We start from the raw sequence: 20,001 nt of genomic DNA on the forward strand, positions 1-20,001 counted from the left end.
CGATGGCGCTATACAGTAATCATACCGGACACAAAGGCGTAAAGTTTGCCCGCAACACCTTCATGATCATCGTGCTTGTGCTCTTCGCGCTCGCCACCCTGTTTCCGATCTATTTCATGATTATTTCCTCCTTCGGCGATCCGGTGGAAGCCGGCGCTCTAAGCTATACGCTTTGGCCGACCAAGATTTCACTGGATTCCTACAAGTTCTTCTTCGATTACAGCGAATATTCCTACCGCTGGCTGCTGAACTCGCTGATCGTCGCGGGCAGTGTCACGGTATTCAATGTAGTGTTTGCTACCTTGGCCGGATACGCGTTCTCCAAAATCCGGTTTAAAGGAAGAAACGTGCTGTTCTTTATTTTGCTCTGCGCGATGATGATTCCTTATCAAGTTACCCAGGTGCCGCTTTACATTTTGATCGTGAATGTGTTCCAGATTCAGAATACGTACAGCGCGCTTATCCTGCCGGGGATCGTGACGGTCTATAACATTTTTCTGGCCAAACAGTTCATGTCGTCGATTCCGAATGAAATTCTGGAATGCGCCAAGGTGGAAGGGTGCAACCAGTTCCAGATTTTCATCCGCGTGATCGTGCCGCTGTCCAAAACGGTGATGGCGGTGATGGCGATCCTTACGTTTATGGATAGCTGGAACACCTTCTTTTGGCCGTTCCTGGTTACCAACACAATGGATATGCAGACCATTCAAGTCGGACTGAAAAACTTCCGTTTTGCCAATACGACGTATTTCGCCCCGATGATGGCGGGGGCCGCCATTTCGGCGATACCGATGTTCGTCCTGTTCTTCAGCCTGCAAAAATACTTCCTGGAAGGCGTTACCGTAGGGGCGGTGAAAGGATGAACGGGCGAAGCGCGACGGACGTCGGCACCCGCTATGCCGTGGGACTCATGTCCGGCACCTCCGTCGACGGGATCGACGCGGCGGTGGTGGAAATCCGCGGGGAGCCGGATCAGAAACCGCAAGTCCGGCTCGTGGCGTTCGAGAACGTTCCGTACCCCGCTCCAGCCAGGAAAGAGATCTTTGCGTTATTTGATCCGCAACAAGCGACGATCGACCGCGTCGGCCGGTTGAACGTTTGGCTGGGCGAACTGTTCGCGGAGGCGGCTCTGGCGGTGATCCGCAGGGCGGGACTGACGCCCGGCGAGATCGCCTGGATCGGTTCGCACGGGCAGACGATCCACCATGCGCCGGAATCGCACGTCAGGGAGGGCTTCGATTTGCGTTATACAGTGCAAATCGGGGAAGGGGCCGTCATCGCGGCCCGGACGGGCATTCCCTGCGTCTGCGATTTCCGCGTCGCCGACATGGCCGTCGGCGGGCAGGGGGCGCCGCTCGTTCCCTTTACGGAGTATTTGCTTTACCGGGAAGAACACCGGACCTTGCTGCTGCAAAATATCGGTGGCATCGGCAACATGACCGTCCTTCCGGCGGGCTGCCGGGAGGAACAGGTTTACGCCTTCGATACGGGCCCCGGCAACATGCTGATCGACGGGATCGTGTCCCGGCTGACTCTGGGCAGGCAGACGATGGATGCCGGAGGAGACATGGCCAAGCGCGGGCGCATCCATGACGGGCTGCTTCGGGAGTTGCAGCGGGAGCCCTATTATTCCCGGCCGATTCCCAAATCGACCGGGAGGGAGTTGTTCGGAGCGCCCTATATCGATCGATTGCTGGACTACCGGGAGCGGCACGGCCTTTCGGCCGAAGACCTCGTGGCGACGGTGACGCGGTTGACCGCGTGGACGATCGGCGAGGCTTACCGCCGCTTCGTCCGCGACCGCTATCCGGCGGACGCGCTGGTCGTCGGAGGCGGCGGAAGCTACAATCCCGTGCTGATGGATTTTTTGAACGCCGAGATGGCGCCGATGAACGTCGCGGTGCGGACCCAGGAGGAGATGGGCTGGAACAGCGACGCCAAAGAGGCGGTGGCTTTCGCGCTGCTTGCCGGCTATACGCTGGCCGGGCGGACGAATAATCTGCCCGGCGTGACCGGGGCGGAGCGCCCCGTGGTGATGGGCAAGATCAGTTATTAAAGGCCGGCAGGTCAAAACCAAACCAGGCAGGGGGGATCGCGTCATGCTGATGACGTGGGAAGACCGCTTCATCCCCGGGGTTATCGAGCTATGGAACCGGGAAGCGGTGCGGGACGGTTATAAAGAGCTGACCGAGCAAAGTTTTAGAGGCATCTTTACGGACAGCCGCTATTTTGACCCCGAGGCGGCATGGGTGATGCTGGATCAAAGAGGAACGGTCCGGGGATTTGCCTGCGGGTGCACGGGTGACGACTTGCCGCTCGGAGAAACCGCGGGTTATTTGACTTGCATCGTGCTGGACGATGAGTTTCAAACGGAGGAGAACTACAGAGGGCTGTTGGCAGCCCTGGAGCGGCGTTTCCGGAGTTTGGGCAAAAAGCAGGCCGAAGTGCTGTTTTTTAATCCGATGCAACTGCCGTGGTACATTCCGGATACGCCGCGGCATGAGCACAACAATGCGCCCGGCGTCCCGGCGGGGAGCGGGCTGCACGGCTTTTTGCTCCGCGAGGGGTATGCGGAACGGGCGCGGGAATGCGGTATGTATTTGCCGCTCGGCGAATTTGCGATCCCGGAGGATATCCGGGCCAAGGAGCGAAAGGCGGCCGAAGCCGGATACCGGGTCGAACTTTATGATCCCCGGCGGCACGACGGGCTTGCGGAGATGCTGGACGGCTTCGACAATCCGCTGTGGAAGCGGGAGATTCCCGAGTACGCCGAAGCCGGCGAGCCGCTGGTGATCGCGGCCTTGAACGGAAAGGCCGCGGGCTTTGCCGGCCCGGTCGTCCGGCAGGAGAACGGCCGCGGCTTTTTCGTTGGCATCGGGGTTCACCCCGCGCACGAAGGCCATGGCCTGGGCAGCGTTTTATTTTTCAAACTATGCGAGGCATTTCAACAGATCGGGACGGATTACATGTCGTTGTTTACCGGCATGACGAATCCGGCGATGCGGATTTACGAGAAGGCGGGATTTCGGAAGGTCAAAACATTTGCGGTCATGAGAAGGGAGTTCTAGCGATGAGCGAACAGGAACGGTTAACGATTCTGGCTATCGGAGGCCATGTGGGGGACATGGAATTAACCGCGGGAGGCGTGCTCGCCAGCCACGCGCTGAAGGGAGACCGCGTCGTCACGCTGGCGCTGACCGCCGGGGAACGCGGCGTTCCGGCCGGAAGGGATATGGCCGAGTACCGGGAGCAGAAGGTGCGGGAGGCGGCCGTTTTTGCCGAGATGCTCGGAGGGGAATCCATCGTATTCGATATTCCCGACGGCGAGCTGACGAACAGCGAAGAGATGCGCTACCGGGTGTGCGACGTCATCCGCGAAGTAAGGCCGAACATTATCATTACGCATTTCAGGAACAGCATGCACAAAGACCATATGACCACGCATTTGATCGTGAACGACGCTCGTTTCTTCGCCGGGCTGAGTTCGCTGGAGCGGGATCTGCCGGCGCATTTCGCTTCCAGGCTGTACTATGCGGAAAACTGGGAGGATGCGGTCGACTACAAGCCTTACGTGTACATCGATTTCGATCAGGAGGCCTACGACCTGTGGGTGAAGGCCGTGTCCCAGCATTGGTTCGTCACGGGAAGCGCTTCCTTTCCTTATCTGGAATATTACAAGCATCTGGCGCGCGTGCGCGGCATCGAAGCCCGGAAGCAGTATGCGGAGACCTTTATGGTTCCGGCGGAAACGATGCGCGTGCTGAAATCGGATTTGATGTAAACCAACGGTTTGCTATAACGTGCCGTTCAAGGGGAGGTTTGCGGTTATGGTCAAGAGCGGGGTCGATAACATCATGTCGCATGCCCGGCTGCTCCAAGGGAAGCGCCTGGGACTGATCACGTCGCCTACGGGGCTTACTTCCGGCTTTGTGTCCACCATTCAGGTGCTTAAGGAGCATTTTCATCTGGCCGCCTTGTTCTCGCCGGAGCACGGCGTGCGCGGAGATCAGGCGGCGGGGGCACTGGTCGATACCTATACGGACCCGCTGACGGGGGTTCCGGTCTACAGCTTGTACCGGAAAGAATCCAAACGGATGACGCCGGAGATGCTGGAGGAGGTCGACGCGGTCGTCTATGACATCCAGGATGTGGGCATCCGCTATTACACGTTTATTTATACGATGCTGTATGCGCTGGAGGATTGCGCCAGGGCGGGCAAGCCGTTTATCGTGCTGGACCGGATCAATCCGCTGGACGGAGTCACGGTGGAAGGCAACGTCCTGAAGCCGGGATACGAGTCGTTCGTCGGGAATTATCCGCTTTGCGTACGGTACGGTTTGACCGCGGGCGAGGTGGCGACGATGGCGAACGAGATGATGGGCTGGAACGCCGAACTGCACGTCATCCCTTGCGAAGGCTGGGACCGGAGCATGCTGTTTCCGGAAACAGGGCGGCTCTGGGTGCATCCTTCGCTGAATATCCCGCGGTTCGAAACGGCTCTGCTGTACGGCGGCACCTGTCTGTTCGAAGGCACGAACCTGTCGGAAGGGCGCGGCACGACGTTTCCGTTCGAAATGATCGGCGCGCCGTTCATCGAGCCGGAAAGCCTGGCGGCGGAGATGAACGCGCTGCGGCTGCCGGGCGTCTTGTTCCGTCCGGTGTATTTTAAGCCGACGACGTCGAAGTTTGCCGGGGAGCTGTGCGGGGGCGTGCAGCTTTACGTGACGGATGCGCGGGCGCTAAACGCCGTGGAAACCGGGGTGACGCTGCTTTATACGATTAAGCGACAGTACGAAGGCTTCTCCTACCTGCCGCCGGTCAAGGACAACGCCCGCCCGTTTATCGATCTGCTGTGCGGCGATAAGCTGTACCGCGAAGGGACGGTGCCGCTGCCGGAAATGCTGGAGCAGTTCCGGGAGGAGAGCCGGGTGTTTGCGAAGATGAAAGAGAAGTATCATCTCTATTCGTTGGGAGGCCGCGTATGACTGCATTGACGATGACAGTAAGGGAAAAGATCGGCCAACTGATTCTGACGGGCTTCTCCGCGCCGGAAATCACGGCCGATCTGCATCGCTTGGTTGCGGAGTACAAAATCGGCAACATCATTTTATTTTCGCATAATGTAGGCGGCGTGGAACAGTTAAGCCGGTTATGCGGCGAGTTACAAGCGATGATCGTCAAGGAGACGGGGCGGCCGGCGCTGATCTCGATCGATCAGGAGGGCGGCCGGGTCACACGGTTGCCGGACGAAGCGACGAACGTACCGGGGGCGATGGCGATCGCCGCTGGGGGACGGCCGGAGCATGCTTACGCCGCCGGGCGGATCACGGCCCGCGAGCTGCGGGCGCTGGGGATCAACTTCAATCTGGCGCCGGTGTTGGACATCAACAACAATCCGCACAATCCGGTGATCAATGTCCGTTCTTACGGGGACACGGCGGAGACGGTTGCGGAGTACGGTCTGCAGATGCTCCGCGGTTTGCGCGACGGCGGCGTGCTCGCGGCGGTCAAGCATTTTCCGGGGCATGGCGATACCGCGGTCGATTCGCACCTCGGCCTGCCGGTCATCGGCAAAACGCTGGCCGAGCTGGAGGCGTTGGAGCTTGCGCCGTTCCGCCGGGCGATCGAAGCCGGCGCGGAAAGCGTGATGACCGCGCACATCCTGTTTCCGGCGCTGGAAGCGGAGCGGGTGCCGGCGACGATGTCCCGGACGATCGTGACCGGCTTGCTGAAAAACGAGCTTAAATTTGACGGTCTGATCGTTTCCGATTGCCTGGAGATGGATGCGATCAAGAAGTTTTACGGCACGGCCCGTGGGGCCTTGGGGGCTTTGAAAGCCGGAGTGCACATGGTATTCGTCAGCCATACGCCGGCGCTTGTCATCGAAACGGTGGAGCTGTTGGAGCGGGCGGTTCAATCGGGCGAACTCCCGATGGATGTTTTGGATGAAGCGGTAGCGAAGGTGCTGTATTATAAACGTAAGTATGCCGCGGTTGAGCGGGCCGGGCGGGACCTGTCCATAGTCGGCTGTGCGGCCCATCGCCGCTCGGCCGAGCAAATGAGCCTGGAGAGCATTTGCCGCGTTCGCGGTGAATTGCGACGGGTGGAACCGGGGGATCCGCGGACGATATTTCTCGGCAGCTATCCCTATCGTTCCGACCTCGCCTCCAGCAGCGTCAATGCCTCATTTTCGTTTCCGGAGACGTTGGGACGAATGTTCACGGCGGCGCATCAGGTGATCGGCATCGATCCGGAGCCGGATGAAATCGAAAGGATTGCCGCCGATGTGCGATCCTATCCGCATGTCGTCATCGGATTATACAACGCTCGGGAAAATGAGGGCCAGTTGAAGCTGGTTCGCCGTTTAAGAGAGCTGGGGCACCAAGTTACGGCGGTGGCGCTGGGGCGTCCTTATGACTTGGAGCTGTTGCCGGATGAAGTATGCGGTCTGGCCGCCTTCGAGTATACGCCGCTGTCCGTGATGTCGGTCGCGCGCGTTTTGGACGGATCGGCCGAACCCGGCGGACGATTGAGCATCGCTCTGAGATAAAGGAGTGTCGTAAGCATGAGCAAAACATTTGTAGCCGGGCTGGACGGAGGGGGCACCAAAACCGCTGTCGTTATCATGGATGAGAATGGGGCGGCGGTGGACTCTTTTGTTTCCGGGGCCATTAATTTAAACGGGCAGCAGGAGAGTTCGGTCCGAAACAGCCTGCATGAAATCATAGGGAGGATCTCCGACGTCTGCGGGGGGCTGGAATATTGCAAGCATCTTTGCATTGGCGCGGCGGGAGTCAGCCATCCCGAGGCGGCGGAGCGGCTGGAGTCGATCGTCCGGGAAGCCGGCTATGCCTCCGGTTTGACGGTGACGGGAGATCATGTGACCGCGCTTAACGGCGCTTTGGACAGTCCCGTCGGGATGATTGTGATTGCGGGAACCGGGTCCATTTGCTATGGACAGAACGCAAGCGGTCAAACGCATCGGACCGGCGGATTCGGGTATCTCATCGACGATGAAGGCAGCGGCTACAGCATCGGACGGGACCTGCTGCGCGCGGTCGTGCGGGCGGAGGACGGCCGGATCGCGCCGACCGTCATCACGGCCATGGTGTACGAGCAGCTTCAAGTGAGCGATGTGCGGCAGATCGTCGGGTTCGTCTACGACAAGAACACGAACAAAAAAGATATCGCCGCGCTGGCTCCCATTCTGTCCCGAGCCAGTGCGCAGGGGGACGAAGCGGCCTTGGCGATCGTGAACCAAAGCGCGGGCGCTTTGGTTGAGCTCGTCGCTCCCGTGGCCGAACGGCTGCACCTGCGGACGGGCGAACTCGCTTTGGCGGGAAGCGTCCTGCAGTGCAATAAAGAGGTGCGGGAAGCCTTCGGCGGAATGCTGCGGCAGCGCTATCCCGAGCTCGTCTGCACGCTGCCGAAACATGACGCCGCCCGGGGAGCGGCGATGATCGCGCTCCGGGAATTTAAGCTAGTTTAGGAGCATTAGGGTACGGGCTAGCCAATTAGCGGGAGGTTGTCCCGTTATTTGGGCGTCATTGAGCGCATAGTTATAGCACTCATCTTAATAGGGGCCATCCATCGGTCTATTGCCTCCTACTCCTCAGACAGAGGGGGAGGTAAATAAGGGGCTTTAACGCCTCGATTTTGTCGAATTTGGCTCTTCGAAAAGGGATGGCGGCCCTTCAGGGCCTTTTTTTTGCGCACAACCGGTCAAATCATCGTTTAGGTGCCCGCTATTAGGGAAGTAAGTCTCTTTTTTTTCCAGGGGCATTGCGTAAAACCCGATATGGTGCTGCCTATCCGCAATCTCTCTTGCCTCGTGCTTATAATAGCGGCGTTTTGGGCCGTTATTTCGGCCCGATTCGCGTTTTCGGGTAAAATAGCGGTCGAAAAGGGCCTTATTTCATTGAAGCGGGCCCCAAAATCAGGCTTGAGCCCGCTTTTCCCAAAAATAAGGCCCCAAAATGCCGCTATTTCTCACCGAAGGGACGAATTCGACAATATAACGCCGCAAAATGCCGTTATTTCTGCCAGCAGCTGATGGGGCCCTGGGAACCGCCACTAAGAGCCGCCGGACTAGGAGTTGTCGGACTGGGATCCGTCGTTCTAGGTTCCGTCGGACTAGGGCTCGTCATTAAACCACTTTCGCTAATCACCGCCAGCCGCGCAATATCCAAGCAATATCCACGCAATATCCAAGCAAACCTGCCAATTATCCACGCATTTTATCAATATTTCACATGCACCCGCCAACTTTCGCGCCTCTCGCGAACCAAAGTATGTTCGTTCGATTCAACGATCCGCTAGTTATCCCTATCAATAGAGCACACCAGCTATGGTCGGTTCTCTTCCACCTTTTCGTTGGATTCCAGTTGGGGAGGTGCTCGATAAGTTAAGTGCGCAGTCTCACACCCATCGACATCCATTTTGGTTTTAGTCCACGAGGATCAAGGCGCCTAGCGCACTTTCCAACCCTTCCTCCAGCTTCAAACCAAAAAGATGCAAATCTGCAGGTATTTTAGGCTGATTTATGAGGGGATGCGAGAAAAGATGCAAATTTGCAGGCATTTCTAGCGATTTTAGAAAAACGAGGCTGTTTCGCCGAAAATTGCTGCAGATTTGCAGGAATTTTGAAATTTCTATCCCAAACCAGAAAAAAACATGCAGATTTGCAGGAATTTTATGTTCTCAAGGTTGTCTGATGGTGTACAACTGGATAGTTATGCCGCCGTTCTATCTTCTTTCCGCAAGAAAAAAAACCGGTCCCCCTAGAGGGCCCGGTCCAGTAAATCCATAATATGCACGGCTTCCATTTGACCGGCCAGGCCGGCGCGTAGGATGCCCTGTTTCATTTGCAGCAGGCAGCCGGGGTTGGAGGTCACGATCAGACGGGCCTGGGTTTCCCGCACTTGTTCCATTTTGCCGTCCAGGATCTGCATCGACATGTCGAACTGGGTGAGATTGTACGTGCCCGCGGAACCGCAGCAGCTGTCCGGCTGCCGCATCTCCACCAGCTCCAGCCCGGGGATGCGGCGGAGCAGTTCGCGGGGCTGATTCCGTACCCCCTGTCCGTGCGCGAGATGGCAGGAGTCCTGATAGGTGACTTTGGCCGGCAGCGGTTTGCTGAACGACAGGGGAGGAAGCTCCGCCAGCATTTCATTCGCGTCGCGATTTCGGGCCGCGAACCGGCGGGCGCGTTCTTCCCAGTCGGGATCGCCCTTGAACCAATGCCCGTACTCTTTCAGCGCCGCCCCGCATCCGCCGGCGTTATTGACGACGAAGTCGACTCCGGATCGTTCGAACGCTTCGATGTTCCGTTTGGCCAGCTCCTTCGCGCCGCTCATTTCTCCCGAGTGGGCGTGCATCGCTCCGCAGCATCCCTGCTGGGGAACGAATACCACGTCGCAGCCGGCTTTGGTCAACAGCCGCGCCGTCGCCTGATTCGTCTCAAAGAACATCACATCCATAATACAGCCGGTGAACAGCCCGACCGTAAACTTCGTTTCGCCCTCCGCCTGCATTCGCGGCAGGCGCGTCCGGCGTTCCCGGGGGGAAGCGACGGTACCGACCGCTTTCTGCATTTCGGCCAGTTCCCGCGGCAGGATGCGGATCAGTCCGGTCCGGTCGGCGAAAGATTGCAGGCCGAGCGCCTGTGCGGCCCACAGCACGTTCCCCAGCCGTTTGACCCTTTGGGGATAAGGGAACACCCGGTTGAAGATCAGGTTCCGCACGGCGGAAGGCTTTTCTTGGGCTTTTTTCGTCTCTTGCACGACCTCGCGGGCCGTCTCCAGCAGTCCGCCGTAGGGAACCCCCGCCGGACAGGCCGTCTCGCAAGCGCGGCAGCCAAGACAGGCGTTCATATGGTGCTCGAACTCGGCATCCACCGCCAGCTGGCCTGTGGCCACGCCCTTCATCAGGGCGATGCGGCCCCGGGGACTATAGGTTTCCAGGCCCGTCTGCACAAAGGTCGGGCAGGTCGGCAAGCAGAAGCCGCAATGCATGCAGTTCATAATCTCATCCATATCAAAAAGCTCCAGCAGCCCGTCGGTTCTTCCCGCAGAGCTGGGGGAAGCGCAGGCCGGCGAAATAGAGTCTTTTGGCGTAAATTCGCTCATCGTCTCACCACCATTCTACGGCGGGCGGAGCCGGCGAAAATTTTGCCGGGGTTCATTATGTGATTGGGATCAAACGCCGCTTTGATTCGCCGCATAAGCTCGATTCCGCCTTCCCCGACTTTTAGCGGCAAATAGTTCAGCTTGGCCAGCCCGACGCCGTGTTCTCCGGTAATCGTCCCGCCCAAAGCGATCGCCGCGGCAAAAATTTCCGCGAACGCCTGCTCCACGCGTTCGATCTCTTGTTTGTTTCTCTCATCCGTCATGCAGGTCGGATGCAGATTGCCGTCACCGGCATGGCCGAACGTACAAATTTGCAGGTCGTATTTGTCCGCGATCCTTTCCACCTCGGCCACCATATCAGCCAGCCGGGAACGCGGAACGGTGGCGTCCTCCATAATGGTTGTGGGTTTGATCCGCGACAGGGCGGACAGCGCCGAGCGTCTGGCGGTCAGGAGTTTGGCGCCTTCCTCCAGCGTTGCGGCGACTTCGACGCTGGCGGCACCGTTGGCTCGGGCGATCTCGGCTATACTGGCGATGTCTTTGCTCACCAGCTCCTCGGGGCCGTCCTGTTCGATCAGCAGCATGGATTTCATCTCCAAAGGCAGTCCCAGCTTGGCGTATTCGTCAACGACGCGCATCGTGCCTTGATCCATAAATTCCATGGTGGCGGGAATGATTTTAGCGGCGATTACCTGTTCCACGGTTTTGGCGGCGTCCACCAGACTGGTGAAAAAGGCGAGCAAAGTCCGTTTCGTCTCGGGCAGCGGCAGCAGCTTCAGCGTAATTTCCGTAATGACCGCCAAGGTTCCTTCCGATCCGACCAGGAGCCGGGTCATGTCGTAACCGGCCACATCCTTCACGTTTTTGCCGCCACAGCGGAATATTTCCCCGGAAGGGAGGACATATTCCAGACCCATGACGTAATCTTTGGTTACTCCGTATTTCAATCCGCGCATTCCCCCGGCACATTGGGATAGATTCCCGCCTAACGTGGATATCCGCATACTTCCGGGGTCGGGCGGGTAGAACAGGCCATAGGCTTCGACGGCTTGGTGCAGATCCGCCGTAATGACGCCGGGCCCGACGGTTGCCGTAAGGTTTTGGGTGTCGATTTCGTGAATCCGGTTCATGCGGTGCAATTGAAGCACCAAGCCGCCTTGAACCGGGATGGTGCTTGCCGCCAGATTCGTGCCCGAGCCCCGGGGAATCACGGGAATCCCATGTTCGTTCGCGAGCCGGAGCAGGGCGGACACTTCGCCGGAGGTAGCCGGCATGACTACGACGTCCGGCAGCGACTGAAACATCGGGGTAGCGTCATAAGAGTAGGCGTACAGTTCGTTCGGACTGTCTTTCACCCAATCGCTTCCAACAATTGAGATGAATTGCTGCTTGATCTCGGGGGTAATCATGAGGTTATCTCCTCCCGGTTTATAGAATAGTTATCAGGTCATCTGACGAATTTGAAAACAATCTACCATAATTTATTCAAATTGTATAGACTGTAAAGTAAGAATTTACGTTGATTTTAATTTGAACGGAAGGAACGTAACCGGATGGACTTAAGCAAAAAGAACGTGGATATCGTCAGTGAAGAATTGAAACGGATTATCGAGTCGGGCCAGGTCAAGCCGGGGGACAAGCTCGATACGATCGAAGCGATGGCCGCCCGCTTTCGGGTGGGGCGGTCGACCGTTCGCGAGGCGATTAGCCACCTTAAGGCGCAGGGCCTGATCGAAACCAAACAGGGCGGCGGAACTTATGTCCGTGCCCAAGTTCCCGAGCTTATCGGCGTTCGCCGGATCGCGAAAGAACGGGAACTGATCCACCTCCTGCAGGTTCGTAAAATCGTGGAAGTGGGAAGCATCGGATTGGCGGCGGAGTTTCGTACGGAACAGGACCTGATGGAACTGTATAAAATTGTCGACTTAATGGAGGAAGCGATCGGCAACGAGGAGATCAGCCAGGTATACGATGTGAATTTTCATCTGGCGGTAGCCAAAGCGACGCAAAATCCTATGCTTCAAGGCATGATGGAGAGCATTTCCGAAATGATGTTCCGGACTATGCGGGATACCCGCAGCCTCTGGCTGTTCAGCGAACAGGAGTCGGCTCACCGATTGTATCAAGAACACAAGCAGATGCTTCTAGCCATCGAGCGGCAAGCCAGCCGCGAAGCCAGCCGACTGATGGATCTTCATTTGACCAAGGCGGGGAAAGAGATAGCGGCAAGCATGAATCGATAGGATAAATAAAACCCATGGGACCGCGTGAATTTGGGAGAACGCCCGGCGGTCCTTTTAGTTTTGTCATCCAGAGTGATATACTGTTAAAATAAGAATATTTGTTCTATGGAAGTTGAAATGCCAGGAGAGGATTAACATGTCTGACGAGACGGTGAAGCAGTATTGGCCGGATTGGAACGGTACGGTAAAAGAAGGGGACAGCGGCTGGAACAACACGACCCGGTACGTGGAAAACAAGGGACTCAGCTGCGTGCTGCGCATTTATGAAACCCATCGCGATAGGGATAAAATCGAATTTGAGCATAACTTGCTGATGCATTTGCAAAAGTTTCCGCTAAACTTCAAGGTCCCCGTTCCGGTCCGGACACCGGAGGGGGAAACCATTATTGCGCTGGAAGACGGGACGGGGCGATACGCTTGTCTGTTTGAGTATATCGAGGGCGTCCGGCCGGAGGAAGGCCGGTTCCATGCGGCTTATTCCTTCGGGCAGGCGGCCGCCGAATTAACGCTGGCTCTGGCCGCGGTTCAAATGGAGCAGCCCCCGGCATACCGCCCTTATTACGAGCTCCAGCAAGCTTATCCTGCCTGCAGCTACGAGGCTGTCAGGGATTTTTGCGGGAGTCCTCCTAAGGCGTTCCGGGAGCTTAAGCCTTCGCTCCTCGTGCTTGGCGAGGCGTACGAAGAGCTTTGCGACCGGCTGCCGGAGCTGCGCAGACTGCCTCATCAGCTCGTTCACGGCGATTTGAACCCGTCCAATTTGCTGGTCGATGAAGAGCGGCCCGAAAACGTGACGGCTTTGCTGGATTTCGAGTTTTGCACCCGGGACGTCCGGGCGATGGAGGCCGCGGTCGCCATTTCCGATTTGCTCGGTTATGACGGAAAGCGGATGAATATCCTGCGCTTTTGCGACGGCTATGGAGCCCGCTTAAGGTTGATCCCCGAGGAGATCTCGGCGATTCCGCTGCTCCTGCGATTGCGCAAGGTCGATGTCTTTTTACATTTCATGAGCAGGTTCCTTAAAGGAACGGATGGCCCGCAGGTGCTTCGGTCGCAAGTGCAGACTTTGTCCGCCGGATTGGAAGCACTCAAGCAGGACGAGATTTGGATTCGCGAAATTTTGCGAGAGCATCTGCTGGACCATCTGGCTTAGCTTAACACGTTGAGTCAATTTTGCTCTTTAAGTTTAAAATCGGGGGTAACCACCGTTCCTTTTATCGGCATGGGATCGGCATTCGTCCCCTCAAAATACAGCGGCAGCCCTTCGGCCAGGACGGGATGAAGGACGGTCAACGGGTTTTGCCGCTGATGATGAATGTGCAGATGGGGCTCCGAGGTCGATCCGCTGTTGCCGACCCGCCCGAGAACATCTCCCGGCTTCACGGTGTCTCCGGTTTTTACTTGTACGCTGCCTTGTTTTAAATGATTCAACAGCAAATAAGTTCCGGTCTCTTCGATTTGAATGTAAACATGATTCCCTTCCATGGAGAGAATCTCCTCGCTTCCCGGCTGGATATCGGGCTCGGCGTCATAAGCGGCGATTACCGTTCCGGCGACCGGGGAGAGCACCTCCTGGTTCCAAATCCCGTAATCCTCCGGATTCGTACTTCCCGTGCCGTAAGGCTCCATGAGCAAATCATAAGCCCAGCGTTCGGAAGGCCAAACCGCATGCGGCGAATTGTCGTTCACCGCGTCGCCGCCCCAGCCGACGGTCGCTTTCCCGGCAAACGGCCAGGATACGGTGATAGCGGGAGAGGTGCTTTGAATCCGCGCGGGATAGGCGAGCGGGATGACATTCATCATGAGCAGCAGATGCAGACACAGAACGGTACCTACGCCCAGCCCGGTCCAACCGCGGCTGCGGCTCTTTTTTTTGCGAAATCGGATAAGGAGCAGGACGGTACATATGAGAATATAGGCCAGTCCCAAGAGCGGGACGGCGAATTTCAGGACAAACCAGGCATAAGCCCCGGGCAGGCCATTCACGGCGTACACGGTTCCCCACAGTACAATGACGAGCAGGAGTAGGACTAAATTTGTCATCCCCGCTGTTTTTAGCAGTCTTTTCACAACCAAACATCCCCTTGATTCGAGTTAGAATTTCTATTCCTCCTATTAAGACGTAATAGACAAAAGTTCCCCCTGCAAAATTCATGTCACAAAATGCACGTTCGAAATTGTTATATAGGCAAACAGACAAGGAGGTGATCTTTTGCAGCCAATCCCCGGGGAAGCGGAAGAGAAGAAAGCGCAGATCGAAGCGGTGATCGAGAGGGTCCAGTCGGGAGACAAGGACGCCTACGGTCTCATCATCCGGCAGTTTGAACGGCAAATGTACACCTACTGCTACTATATTTTGAAAAATCATGCGGAAACGGAAGATGCGGTTCAGGAGATATTTATTCGCGCCTACCTGAACCTTCATAAATACAGCAGGCAGGTTTCTTTTTCAGCATGGCTCTACAAGGTTGCTTATCATCATTTGATCAATATGAAGAAGAAGCAGGGCCGTTGGGTGCAGTTAGTCGATAAGTGCATGGAGGAGCAGCCGGTTCAACAGATCACGCCGCATGATACGATGATTCAAGAGCTGTTGACCTATTTGACGGCCGAAGAACGTCACATCCTGCTGCTAAAATCCGTGGAGCAGTACAGCTTCGAGGAAATGGGCGAGGTTATGGGCGTGAAGTCGGCCACCCTGCGCAAGAAATATGAACGGTTGCGCCGGAAGTTGATGGACCGAGTTCTTGAAAAAGGAGAGATTGCTCATGGAAAAATTGCCGGATCCAGTGGAGTCCGCTGAAATGGAAGCGATCGAGCGAATGATTCGTCAGTCCTCGATGCAAAAGACAAGTTTGAGCGATAAAATTATGAATCGAATTGGAGAGATGGAAATGTCCAGAACGGAAAAATACGCTAAAAACAAGCCGAATATCATGAAACGGGCCGCCTTGACGGCCGCCGCCACGGCGATTCTCGGAGGAGGCCTCGTCGGATCGGGCTTTGTATCCCCGGTGATGGCGGATGCTCTGAAACAGATTCCGATGTTCAGCACGCTGTTTGAGGGGACCAGCGAAGCGGCGGTTAAGGCCGCTATGGATCAAGGATTGGTCATAGATCCCAACCTGAGCGTTACGCATGACGGCATCACGTTGAAACTCAGCGATCTGTTGTATGACGGAACGAGATTGTCCTTTATCCTGGACCGGGAAGGCGTGGATCTTCCGGGGACGGTTGCTCCTTTTAGCGAAAGGGAAAAGCCCGAAGACCAAATCCCAAAAGGTTATATTAAAGGGGCTGAAGCGGCAGGGACGACTTTACTTATTGACGGCAAAGACATTATGAAGGGGTTTGAGAACATTCAAACGGCCGGATTTGGAGATTTTTCCAAGCGGGAGAATGCTTACATGGCGGAGGTGCAGTTTAAAAAACCGGTTTGGGGCAATGAATTTGAGCTGACCATCCGCACCGAAGTGACGGGGGTTGATGAAGTCTTTGAATTCAAAGTTCCGGTGAAAATCGAGGACAATACCGTCCTGCTCAAGCCAAACGCTACCAAAACTTTGGAGGATTTCAGCTATAACGTAAAAGAGATGGTTATCACGCCGGTTACCACCCGTTTGGTTATCGACAGCAAAGGGAAGGTGCCGCGTTCCCCGGAACAGTCCGGCGATTATATCGCCAGCATGATGTATTACGATATCGTTGATGACCAAGGGAATTTACTGAAGCAACGCCAGGTCGGGTTATTTTATAGCGAGCCCAAAACCGAATATCATGTTGACGAACTGTACTCGCCGTTCAAAGAAACGCCGAAAACGATCACAATCAAGCCATACACCCTGACGGTCAACAAGAACACTTGGAAGGCCATTGGTGAAACCCAAGGCAGCCTAGGAACCAAAAATTATATTAAGGACCTGGAAATGACGATTCCCGTCGAAAAATAAGTTTAAATAAATTAATCAACCAGAATGGAGAAGATCATGAACAGAACAAAAAGAAATGTACCCGCTGTAGCCCAACTGTTGAAAAGATCCGCATTGACCGTAACCGCGGCAGCGGTGCTGGGGGCCCTGATCCCCGGCGCCGGCACGCTGCCGGCGGCCAAGGCCGCGGCCTTGAATGAGGCCTTAAAGCCGACTCTGCCGTATAGCTCGCTGCTGGCGGCGGCCAGCGGCGCGGCCGGGAACGCCGCCGCGGCCAATCCCAGCATAACGCATGACGGGGTCACGCTCCGGCTATCCCATCTGATTTACGACAAAACCCGGTTATCCTTCGTCATAGAGCGCCAGGGCGCAAATTTTCCGGCCGATGAATCGGTTGTTATCCTTAACGAAGAAAGAGAGAAAGACAAGAAGGGAAAAGGGTATATTAAAAGGCCCACCCTCTTGATCGACGGCCAGGAGCTAAAGGATTGGGGCAGCTTTGGCGACTCCGGGAAAATAAAAAATGCATGTATGTATGAAATCGGAAAAAAAGCCGATTGGCCCGACAAGTTTGAGCTGACGATCCAGGCCCAGGTGACCGGGATCGACGAGACCTTCGAATTCAAGGTCCCGGTAGAAATGGATAAAAAATCGATCGAGGTCAAGCCCAACGCCACGAAAAAGCACAAAGGGTTCAGCTACACCGTCAAGGAACTGTATTTCTCGTCGTCCTCAACCCAGTTGATTATCGACAGCACCGGCAAGGTGCCGGCGACGTCCAAGCAGACCGGCAAATATATCGCCAGCATGATGTATTACGATATCGTGGACGATCAAGGGAACCTGCTGCAGCAACAGAGATTCCCTTACTATAACAGCCTGCCGAAAACCAAGTACCACATCGACGAGCTGTACAGCCCGGTGAAAGGAACACCGAAGTACGTTACGATCAAACCGTTTACGCTGACGGTCGATAAAAATGACTGGAGCGTTGTCGGAGACACGGAGAAAAGTGTCGGAACCAAAACATACTGGAAGGAATTAGAAATGAAAATTCCTTTGGACAAAATCAAGAAGTAAGTTGACAGGCTGTCCATGGACCCAAAGGTCCTGGACAGCTTTTTTCTCGTTTGCCACGGACAAATTTCGACCATAATCTTCGAAAATCAGCAGGATACTGCCATGCCGATATCGAAATAAAAATAGATTTAACCGGAGTTGTGTGATCTGCAAATAATAGGAGGATTAATTTGAGGTTATGAAGGTTTTTAAATTTACCCTGGGCGTGATTTCATCCATTATTGCTTCTTTTCTTTTGTTGGTATTTCTTATAATTTTGTTGAATGAGAGAAATATACCGGCCCTGACGATCGTATTTGTACCGACCGCGCTGCTTATATGGCTCTCGATTTTCTTATTTAAAGGATCGACGACACCTTCGCAGCCCCTAGAGCAGCTGGCTCCCGGTGCCGAGTTCCCGACCGGGGAACTGCCGCAAGCCTTCGTCTATAACCCCATGGGGTATTTACGTATGGACGCAAGGTCCGTTAACGATTTTGTCCGGTCGCTTATTCATGAGAGAGACGCGGCGAAAAGGTCTCAAGTGAAGTTCTCCCTCGATCCGGCCGAATTGGGTGATTTGGGCGAGGCCTTCAACCTATTGTTCGGCCAAGCTCCCCAGAAGAGCGAGCCCCCGAAAGGACCGGTATCGGTGGATTGTCCGGGCTGCGGCGCAAAAACGGTTGTTTATCCCGATAAAGCGGTGAAATGCGAGTTTTGCGGCACGGGCATTACCTATAAGAACTAGCACTCCGTCAAATAACCTTGATCACATAGATCATTAGAATTCCTGCAAATATGCATGTTTTTTTCTGGTACGGAACAAAAATATCAAAATTCCTGCAAATCTGCAGGAATTTTCAACGAAACCGGCTCGTTTCTCTAAAATCGCTAAAAACACCTGCAGATTTGCATCTTTTGTCGAAACTCTTCGTAAATCAGCCTAAATACCTGCAGATTTGCATCTTTTTGGAGTTGGAAGGGTGGAGGTGCGCTTACTACGAAGTTTGATGGGGCACTGGCGGCAGGAAGAGGAGGCGGCACCTTTTGATAGACCAATTGCATAACCTTCCCGCTTCACCTGGCGTTTATATGATGAAGGACGGTCACGGAGGTATCCTGTATGTCGGCAAATCGAAAAATCTGAAGCAGCGGGTCAAATCGTACTTTGTCTCCTCCGCATCGCATTCCAGAAAAACGCAAAGACTGGTCAACAATGTGAAGGATTTGGAGATCAGGGTGACGGATACCGAATTTGAGGCTTTTATGCTGGAATGCCGTCTCATTCATGAGCTGCGGCCGCTTTACAACAAGAAGATGAAAAGTCCGCATGCTTACGTGAATGTCGTGGTCAAAACGGGGAAGAACGGCGGCCGCCGTCTGGAGCTGGGCCGCGGAGACGAGCCGGAAGGCGGACAGCCGAGTTTCGGACCGTATACGGCGAGCAGACATACGGTGGGGAAGGCGTTGACCAGGATCCAAGAAAGCCTGCGAATCGCTTGTGCCGGGTCAGACGGGGAGCGGGGGCCTTGCCTCAACGTGTCCCTCGGACTTTGTCTCGGCGGATGTATGGGGGGAGAGGCCGCCGGGGAGTACGATCGCGTTATGGATCGGCTGATAGCGCTCATGGAAGGGCGGGATTTCAGCCTTATGGATGACATGCGGCGGGAAATGGAGGAAGCGGCGAGCGAGTTCGATTTCGAACGGGCGGCCAAATGCCGTGACGGAATCGAAGCCTTAACCTTTCTGCTGCGGCAGGAAAAGGTAATCTCTTTCGCCGAGCAAAACCGGATCATCCTATTGTCGGAGCCGCTGAATGAACGCGAAAGCAAACTGTTTCTTGTTCAGCGCCATCAAATTCTTTATAGTGAGAAATATGATCGGCAGGCAACGGATCGGACCCGGACGGCGTTATCCTTGATGAAGCGGCTTCAAAACCGCGCCATGGAGGAGACGGCCGCCGGGCATGAGTTGACGCGCGACGAGATTGATGGAGCGCAAATCATACACAGCTACCTGCGCAACGGTACCTGTCGTCACCTGGTCTTACAGGAAGCATGGCTTGAAGCGGGAGGCGAGCATGACTTGCGGCAGGCGATTGAGTCATTTTTGGCGGCGGAAGCTGGAGAAAGAGAGAGTGGACCGGGATGAGTCACTATCCGAACGAAATTCAAGATTTTCACGCTGCGATCGTGAAGCTGCGGGGGATCACGGAAATCGAGAGCGGTGTGGACAATTTGGCGGCGGTGGATGCCGAGGTATTGCGCTTTCCCTCGTTTGCGCATCTGCCGCATGCCGCTTTATTGCGCACCGGAGGCGGATTGGATAACGAGGTGCTAATCCAGTTTGAGCTCGGCATCGATTACACGGCCGAGGGACTACAAGCGGTCGAGTTTCTGGCGTGGTTTGTCCGGGACGCGGCCAGGGGAGGCACGAAAATCCAAATGCGGCCGTTTGCTTTGCCCCCGGAATCGCCGTATGGCCGGCAATTGGGAACCAGCTTGAAATTCCATATCGATCTCTTTGTCGACGGGATCGAGGATACGTTGGAGCCGGCGTACAAGGATATCAGCCGGTTGACGGAATCGCTGGAGACGGCGATCCGGGTATACCGGATTCCGCTCAAGCCAACTTATATCTAAGGTA

General features: G+C 55.5%; 18 protein-coding genes. 15 read left to right on the top strand and 3 right to left on the bottom strand.

All coding sequences use genetic code 11. The annotated features are described in order from the left end of the window. Positions 1–2 precede the first annotated feature (2 nt). Genes LBW89_RS02280 through LBW89_RS02310 form a run of 7 tightly spaced genes read left to right on the top strand, consistent with a single transcriptional unit; the run spans position 3 to position 7,489 of the window. Positions 3–863, top strand: coding sequence for a carbohydrate ABC transporter permease (locus LBW89_RS02280; RefSeq protein WP_148452112.1), 861 nt, complete (start codon positions 3–5; stop codon positions 861–863). Next, positions 860–2,056 carry an anhydro-N-acetylmuramic acid kinase gene (locus tag LBW89_RS02285; RefSeq protein WP_225038345.1) on the top strand — a complete coding sequence of 399 codons (1,197 nt, stop codon included), beginning with the start codon at positions 860–862 and terminating at the stop codon, positions 2,054–2,056. Before LBW89_RS02280 ends, LBW89_RS02285 begins: the two co-directional genes overlap by 4 nt. A gap of 43 nt (positions 2,057–2,099) precedes the next feature. Beyond that, entirely contained in the window at positions 2,100–3,068 is a 969-nt protein-coding gene (locus tag LBW89_RS02290; protein ID WP_225038346.1) for a GNAT family N-acetyltransferase, read from the top strand. A 2-nt stretch (positions 3,069–3,070) separates the two neighbouring features. Continuing rightward, complete coding sequence (locus LBW89_RS02295; protein ID WP_148452118.1) at positions 3,071–3,781, top strand: PIG-L deacetylase family protein; 711 nt, start codon at positions 3,071–3,073, stop codon at positions 3,779–3,781. 46 nt (positions 3,782–3,827) lie between these two features. After that, complete coding sequence (locus LBW89_RS02300; protein WP_225038347.1) at positions 3,828–4,985, top strand: exo-beta-N-acetylmuramidase NamZ domain-containing protein; 1,158 nt, start codon at positions 3,828–3,830, stop codon at positions 4,983–4,985. Next, a complete protein-coding gene (locus LBW89_RS02305; RefSeq protein ID WP_225038348.1) occupies positions 4,982–6,550 on the top strand; it encodes a glycoside hydrolase family 3 protein in 1,569 nt (522 codons plus the stop codon). The genes LBW89_RS02300 and LBW89_RS02305 overlap by 4 nt, the downstream gene beginning before the upstream one ends. Before the next feature lie 15 nt (positions 6,551–6,565). After that, on the top strand, positions 6,566–7,489 hold the full coding sequence (locus LBW89_RS02310; protein WP_225038349.1) for an N-acetylglucosamine kinase: 924 nt from the start codon (positions 6,566–6,568) through the stop codon (positions 7,487–7,489). Between the two features lie 1,291 nt (positions 7,490–8,780). Here LBW89_RS02310 and LBW89_RS02315 read toward each other — a convergent pair. Together LBW89_RS02315 and LBW89_RS02320 are read right to left on the bottom strand one after the other, a co-directional pair. Continuing rightward, positions 8,781–10,127: a (Fe-S)-binding protein gene (locus tag LBW89_RS02315; protein WP_148452124.1), complete on the bottom strand. Its 1,347-nt coding sequence runs from the start codon at positions 10,125–10,127 to the stop codon at positions 8,781–8,783. After that, complete coding sequence (locus tag LBW89_RS02320) at positions 10,124–11,536, bottom strand: FAD-binding oxidoreductase (protein ID WP_148452127.1); 1,413 nt, start codon at positions 11,534–11,536, stop codon at positions 10,124–10,126. Before LBW89_RS02320 ends, LBW89_RS02315 begins: the two co-directional genes overlap by 4 nt. A gap of 144 nt (positions 11,537–11,680) precedes the next feature. Here LBW89_RS02320 and LBW89_RS02325 point away from each other — a divergent pair, with 144 nt between their 5' ends. After that, positions 11,681–12,370 carry a FadR/GntR family transcriptional regulator gene (locus LBW89_RS02325; RefSeq protein ID WP_225038350.1) on the top strand — a complete coding sequence of 230 codons (690 nt, stop codon included), beginning with the start codon at positions 11,681–11,683 and terminating at the stop codon, positions 12,368–12,370. 136 nt (positions 12,371–12,506) lie between these two features. Continuing rightward, positions 12,507–13,520 (top strand): phosphotransferase, encoded by a 1,014-nt coding sequence (locus tag LBW89_RS02330; protein WP_225038351.1) that lies wholly within the window; start codon positions 12,507–12,509, stop codon positions 13,518–13,520. A gap of 14 nt (positions 13,521–13,534) precedes the next feature. Here the strand turns inward: LBW89_RS02330 and LBW89_RS02335 are convergent, their stop codons facing one another. Beyond that, positions 13,535–14,437 (bottom strand): M23 family metallopeptidase, encoded by a 903-nt coding sequence (locus tag LBW89_RS02335; RefSeq protein WP_225038352.1) that lies wholly within the window; start codon positions 14,435–14,437, stop codon positions 13,535–13,537. A gap of 142 nt (positions 14,438–14,579) precedes the next feature. Here LBW89_RS02335 and LBW89_RS02340 point away from each other — a divergent pair, with 142 nt between their 5' ends. From LBW89_RS02340 to LBW89_RS02365, 6 genes are all read left to right on the top strand, one after another. Then, complete coding sequence (locus tag LBW89_RS02340; RefSeq protein ID WP_148452133.1) at positions 14,580–15,170, top strand: RNA polymerase sigma factor; 591 nt, start codon at positions 14,580–14,582, stop codon at positions 15,168–15,170. After that, the gene (locus tag LBW89_RS02345) at positions 15,136–16,317 is read left to right on the top strand and encodes a DUF4179 domain-containing protein (RefSeq protein ID WP_148452135.1); all 1,182 of its coding nucleotides are present in this window, start codon (positions 15,136–15,138) and stop codon (positions 16,315–16,317) included. Before LBW89_RS02340 ends, LBW89_RS02345 begins: the two co-directional genes overlap by 35 nt. Positions 16,318–16,353: 36 nt before the next feature. Next, a complete protein-coding gene (locus tag LBW89_RS02350; protein WP_225038353.1) occupies positions 16,354–17,376 on the top strand; it encodes a DUF5643 domain-containing protein in 1,023 nt (340 codons plus the stop codon). Positions 17,377–17,554: 178 nt separating this feature from the next. Then, positions 17,555–18,103, top strand: a complete 549-nt coding sequence (locus tag LBW89_RS02355; RefSeq protein WP_148452137.1) for a hypothetical protein — start codon at positions 17,555–17,557, stop codon at positions 18,101–18,103. A gap of 299 nt (positions 18,104–18,402) precedes the next feature. Next, positions 18,403–19,506 carry a GIY-YIG nuclease family protein gene (locus LBW89_RS02360; protein ID WP_148452139.1) on the top strand — a complete coding sequence of 368 codons (1,104 nt, stop codon included), beginning with the start codon at positions 18,403–18,405 and terminating at the stop codon, positions 19,504–19,506. Beyond that, complete coding sequence (locus LBW89_RS02365) at positions 19,503–19,997, top strand: hypothetical protein (protein ID WP_148452141.1); 495 nt, start codon at positions 19,503–19,505, stop codon at positions 19,995–19,997. Before LBW89_RS02360 ends, LBW89_RS02365 begins: the two co-directional genes overlap by 4 nt. Positions 19,998–20,001: the final 4 nt, after the last annotated feature.

This window comes from Paenibacillus sp. alder61, from assembly GCF_020179875.1.
GTDB classification, from domain to species: Bacteria; Bacillota; Bacilli; order Paenibacillales; family Paenibacillaceae; genus Fontibacillus; species Fontibacillus faecis.

What these genes read in the sequence shown, in the direction of transcription:
- LBW89_RS02310 (WP_225038349.1), top strand. Translation starts at nt 6,566, where the DNA reads ATGAGCAAAACATTTGTAGCCGGGCTGGACGGAGGGGGCACCAAAACC.
- LBW89_RS02320 (WP_148452127.1), bottom strand. Translation starts at nt 11,536, where the DNA reads ATGATTACCCCCGAGATCAAGCAGCAATTCATCTCAATTGTTGGAAGC.
- LBW89_RS02355 (WP_148452137.1), top strand. Translation starts at nt 17,555, where the DNA reads ATGAAGGTTTTTAAATTTACCCTGGGCGTGATTTCATCCATTATTGCT.
- LBW89_RS02345 (WP_148452135.1), top strand. Translation starts at nt 15,136, where the DNA reads ATGGAAAAATTGCCGGATCCAGTGGAGTCCGCTGAAATGGAAGCGATC.
- LBW89_RS02295 (WP_148452118.1), top strand. Translation starts at nt 3,071, where the DNA reads ATGAGCGAACAGGAACGGTTAACGATTCTGGCTATCGGAGGCCATGTG.
- LBW89_RS02285 (WP_225038345.1), top strand. Translation starts at nt 860, where the DNA reads ATGAACGGGCGAAGCGCGACGGACGTCGGCACCCGCTATGCCGTGGGA.
- LBW89_RS02280 (WP_148452112.1), top strand. Translation starts at nt 3, where the DNA reads ATGGCGCTATACAGTAATCATACCGGACACAAAGGCGTAAAGTTTGCC.
- LBW89_RS02365 (WP_148452141.1), top strand. Translation starts at nt 19,503, where the DNA reads ATGAGTCACTATCCGAACGAAATTCAAGATTTTCACGCTGCGATCGTG.
- LBW89_RS02325 (WP_225038350.1), top strand. Translation starts at nt 11,681, where the DNA reads ATGGACTTAAGCAAAAAGAACGTGGATATCGTCAGTGAAGAATTGAAA.
- LBW89_RS02330 (WP_225038351.1), top strand. Translation starts at nt 12,507, where the DNA reads ATGTCTGACGAGACGGTGAAGCAGTATTGGCCGGATTGGAACGGTACG.
- LBW89_RS02300 (WP_225038347.1), top strand. Translation starts at nt 3,828, where the DNA reads ATGGTCAAGAGCGGGGTCGATAACATCATGTCGCATGCCCGGCTGCTC.
- LBW89_RS02350 (WP_225038353.1), top strand. Translation starts at nt 16,354, where the DNA reads ATGAACAGAACAAAAAGAAATGTACCCGCTGTAGCCCAACTGTTGAAA.
- LBW89_RS02315 (WP_148452124.1), bottom strand. Translation starts at nt 10,127, where the DNA reads ATGAGCGAATTTACGCCAAAAGACTCTATTTCGCCGGCCTGCGCTTCC.
- LBW89_RS02305 (WP_225038348.1), top strand. Translation starts at nt 4,982, where the DNA reads ATGACTGCATTGACGATGACAGTAAGGGAAAAGATCGGCCAACTGATT.
- LBW89_RS02290 (WP_225038346.1), top strand. Translation starts at nt 2,100, where the DNA reads ATGCTGATGACGTGGGAAGACCGCTTCATCCCCGGGGTTATCGAGCTA.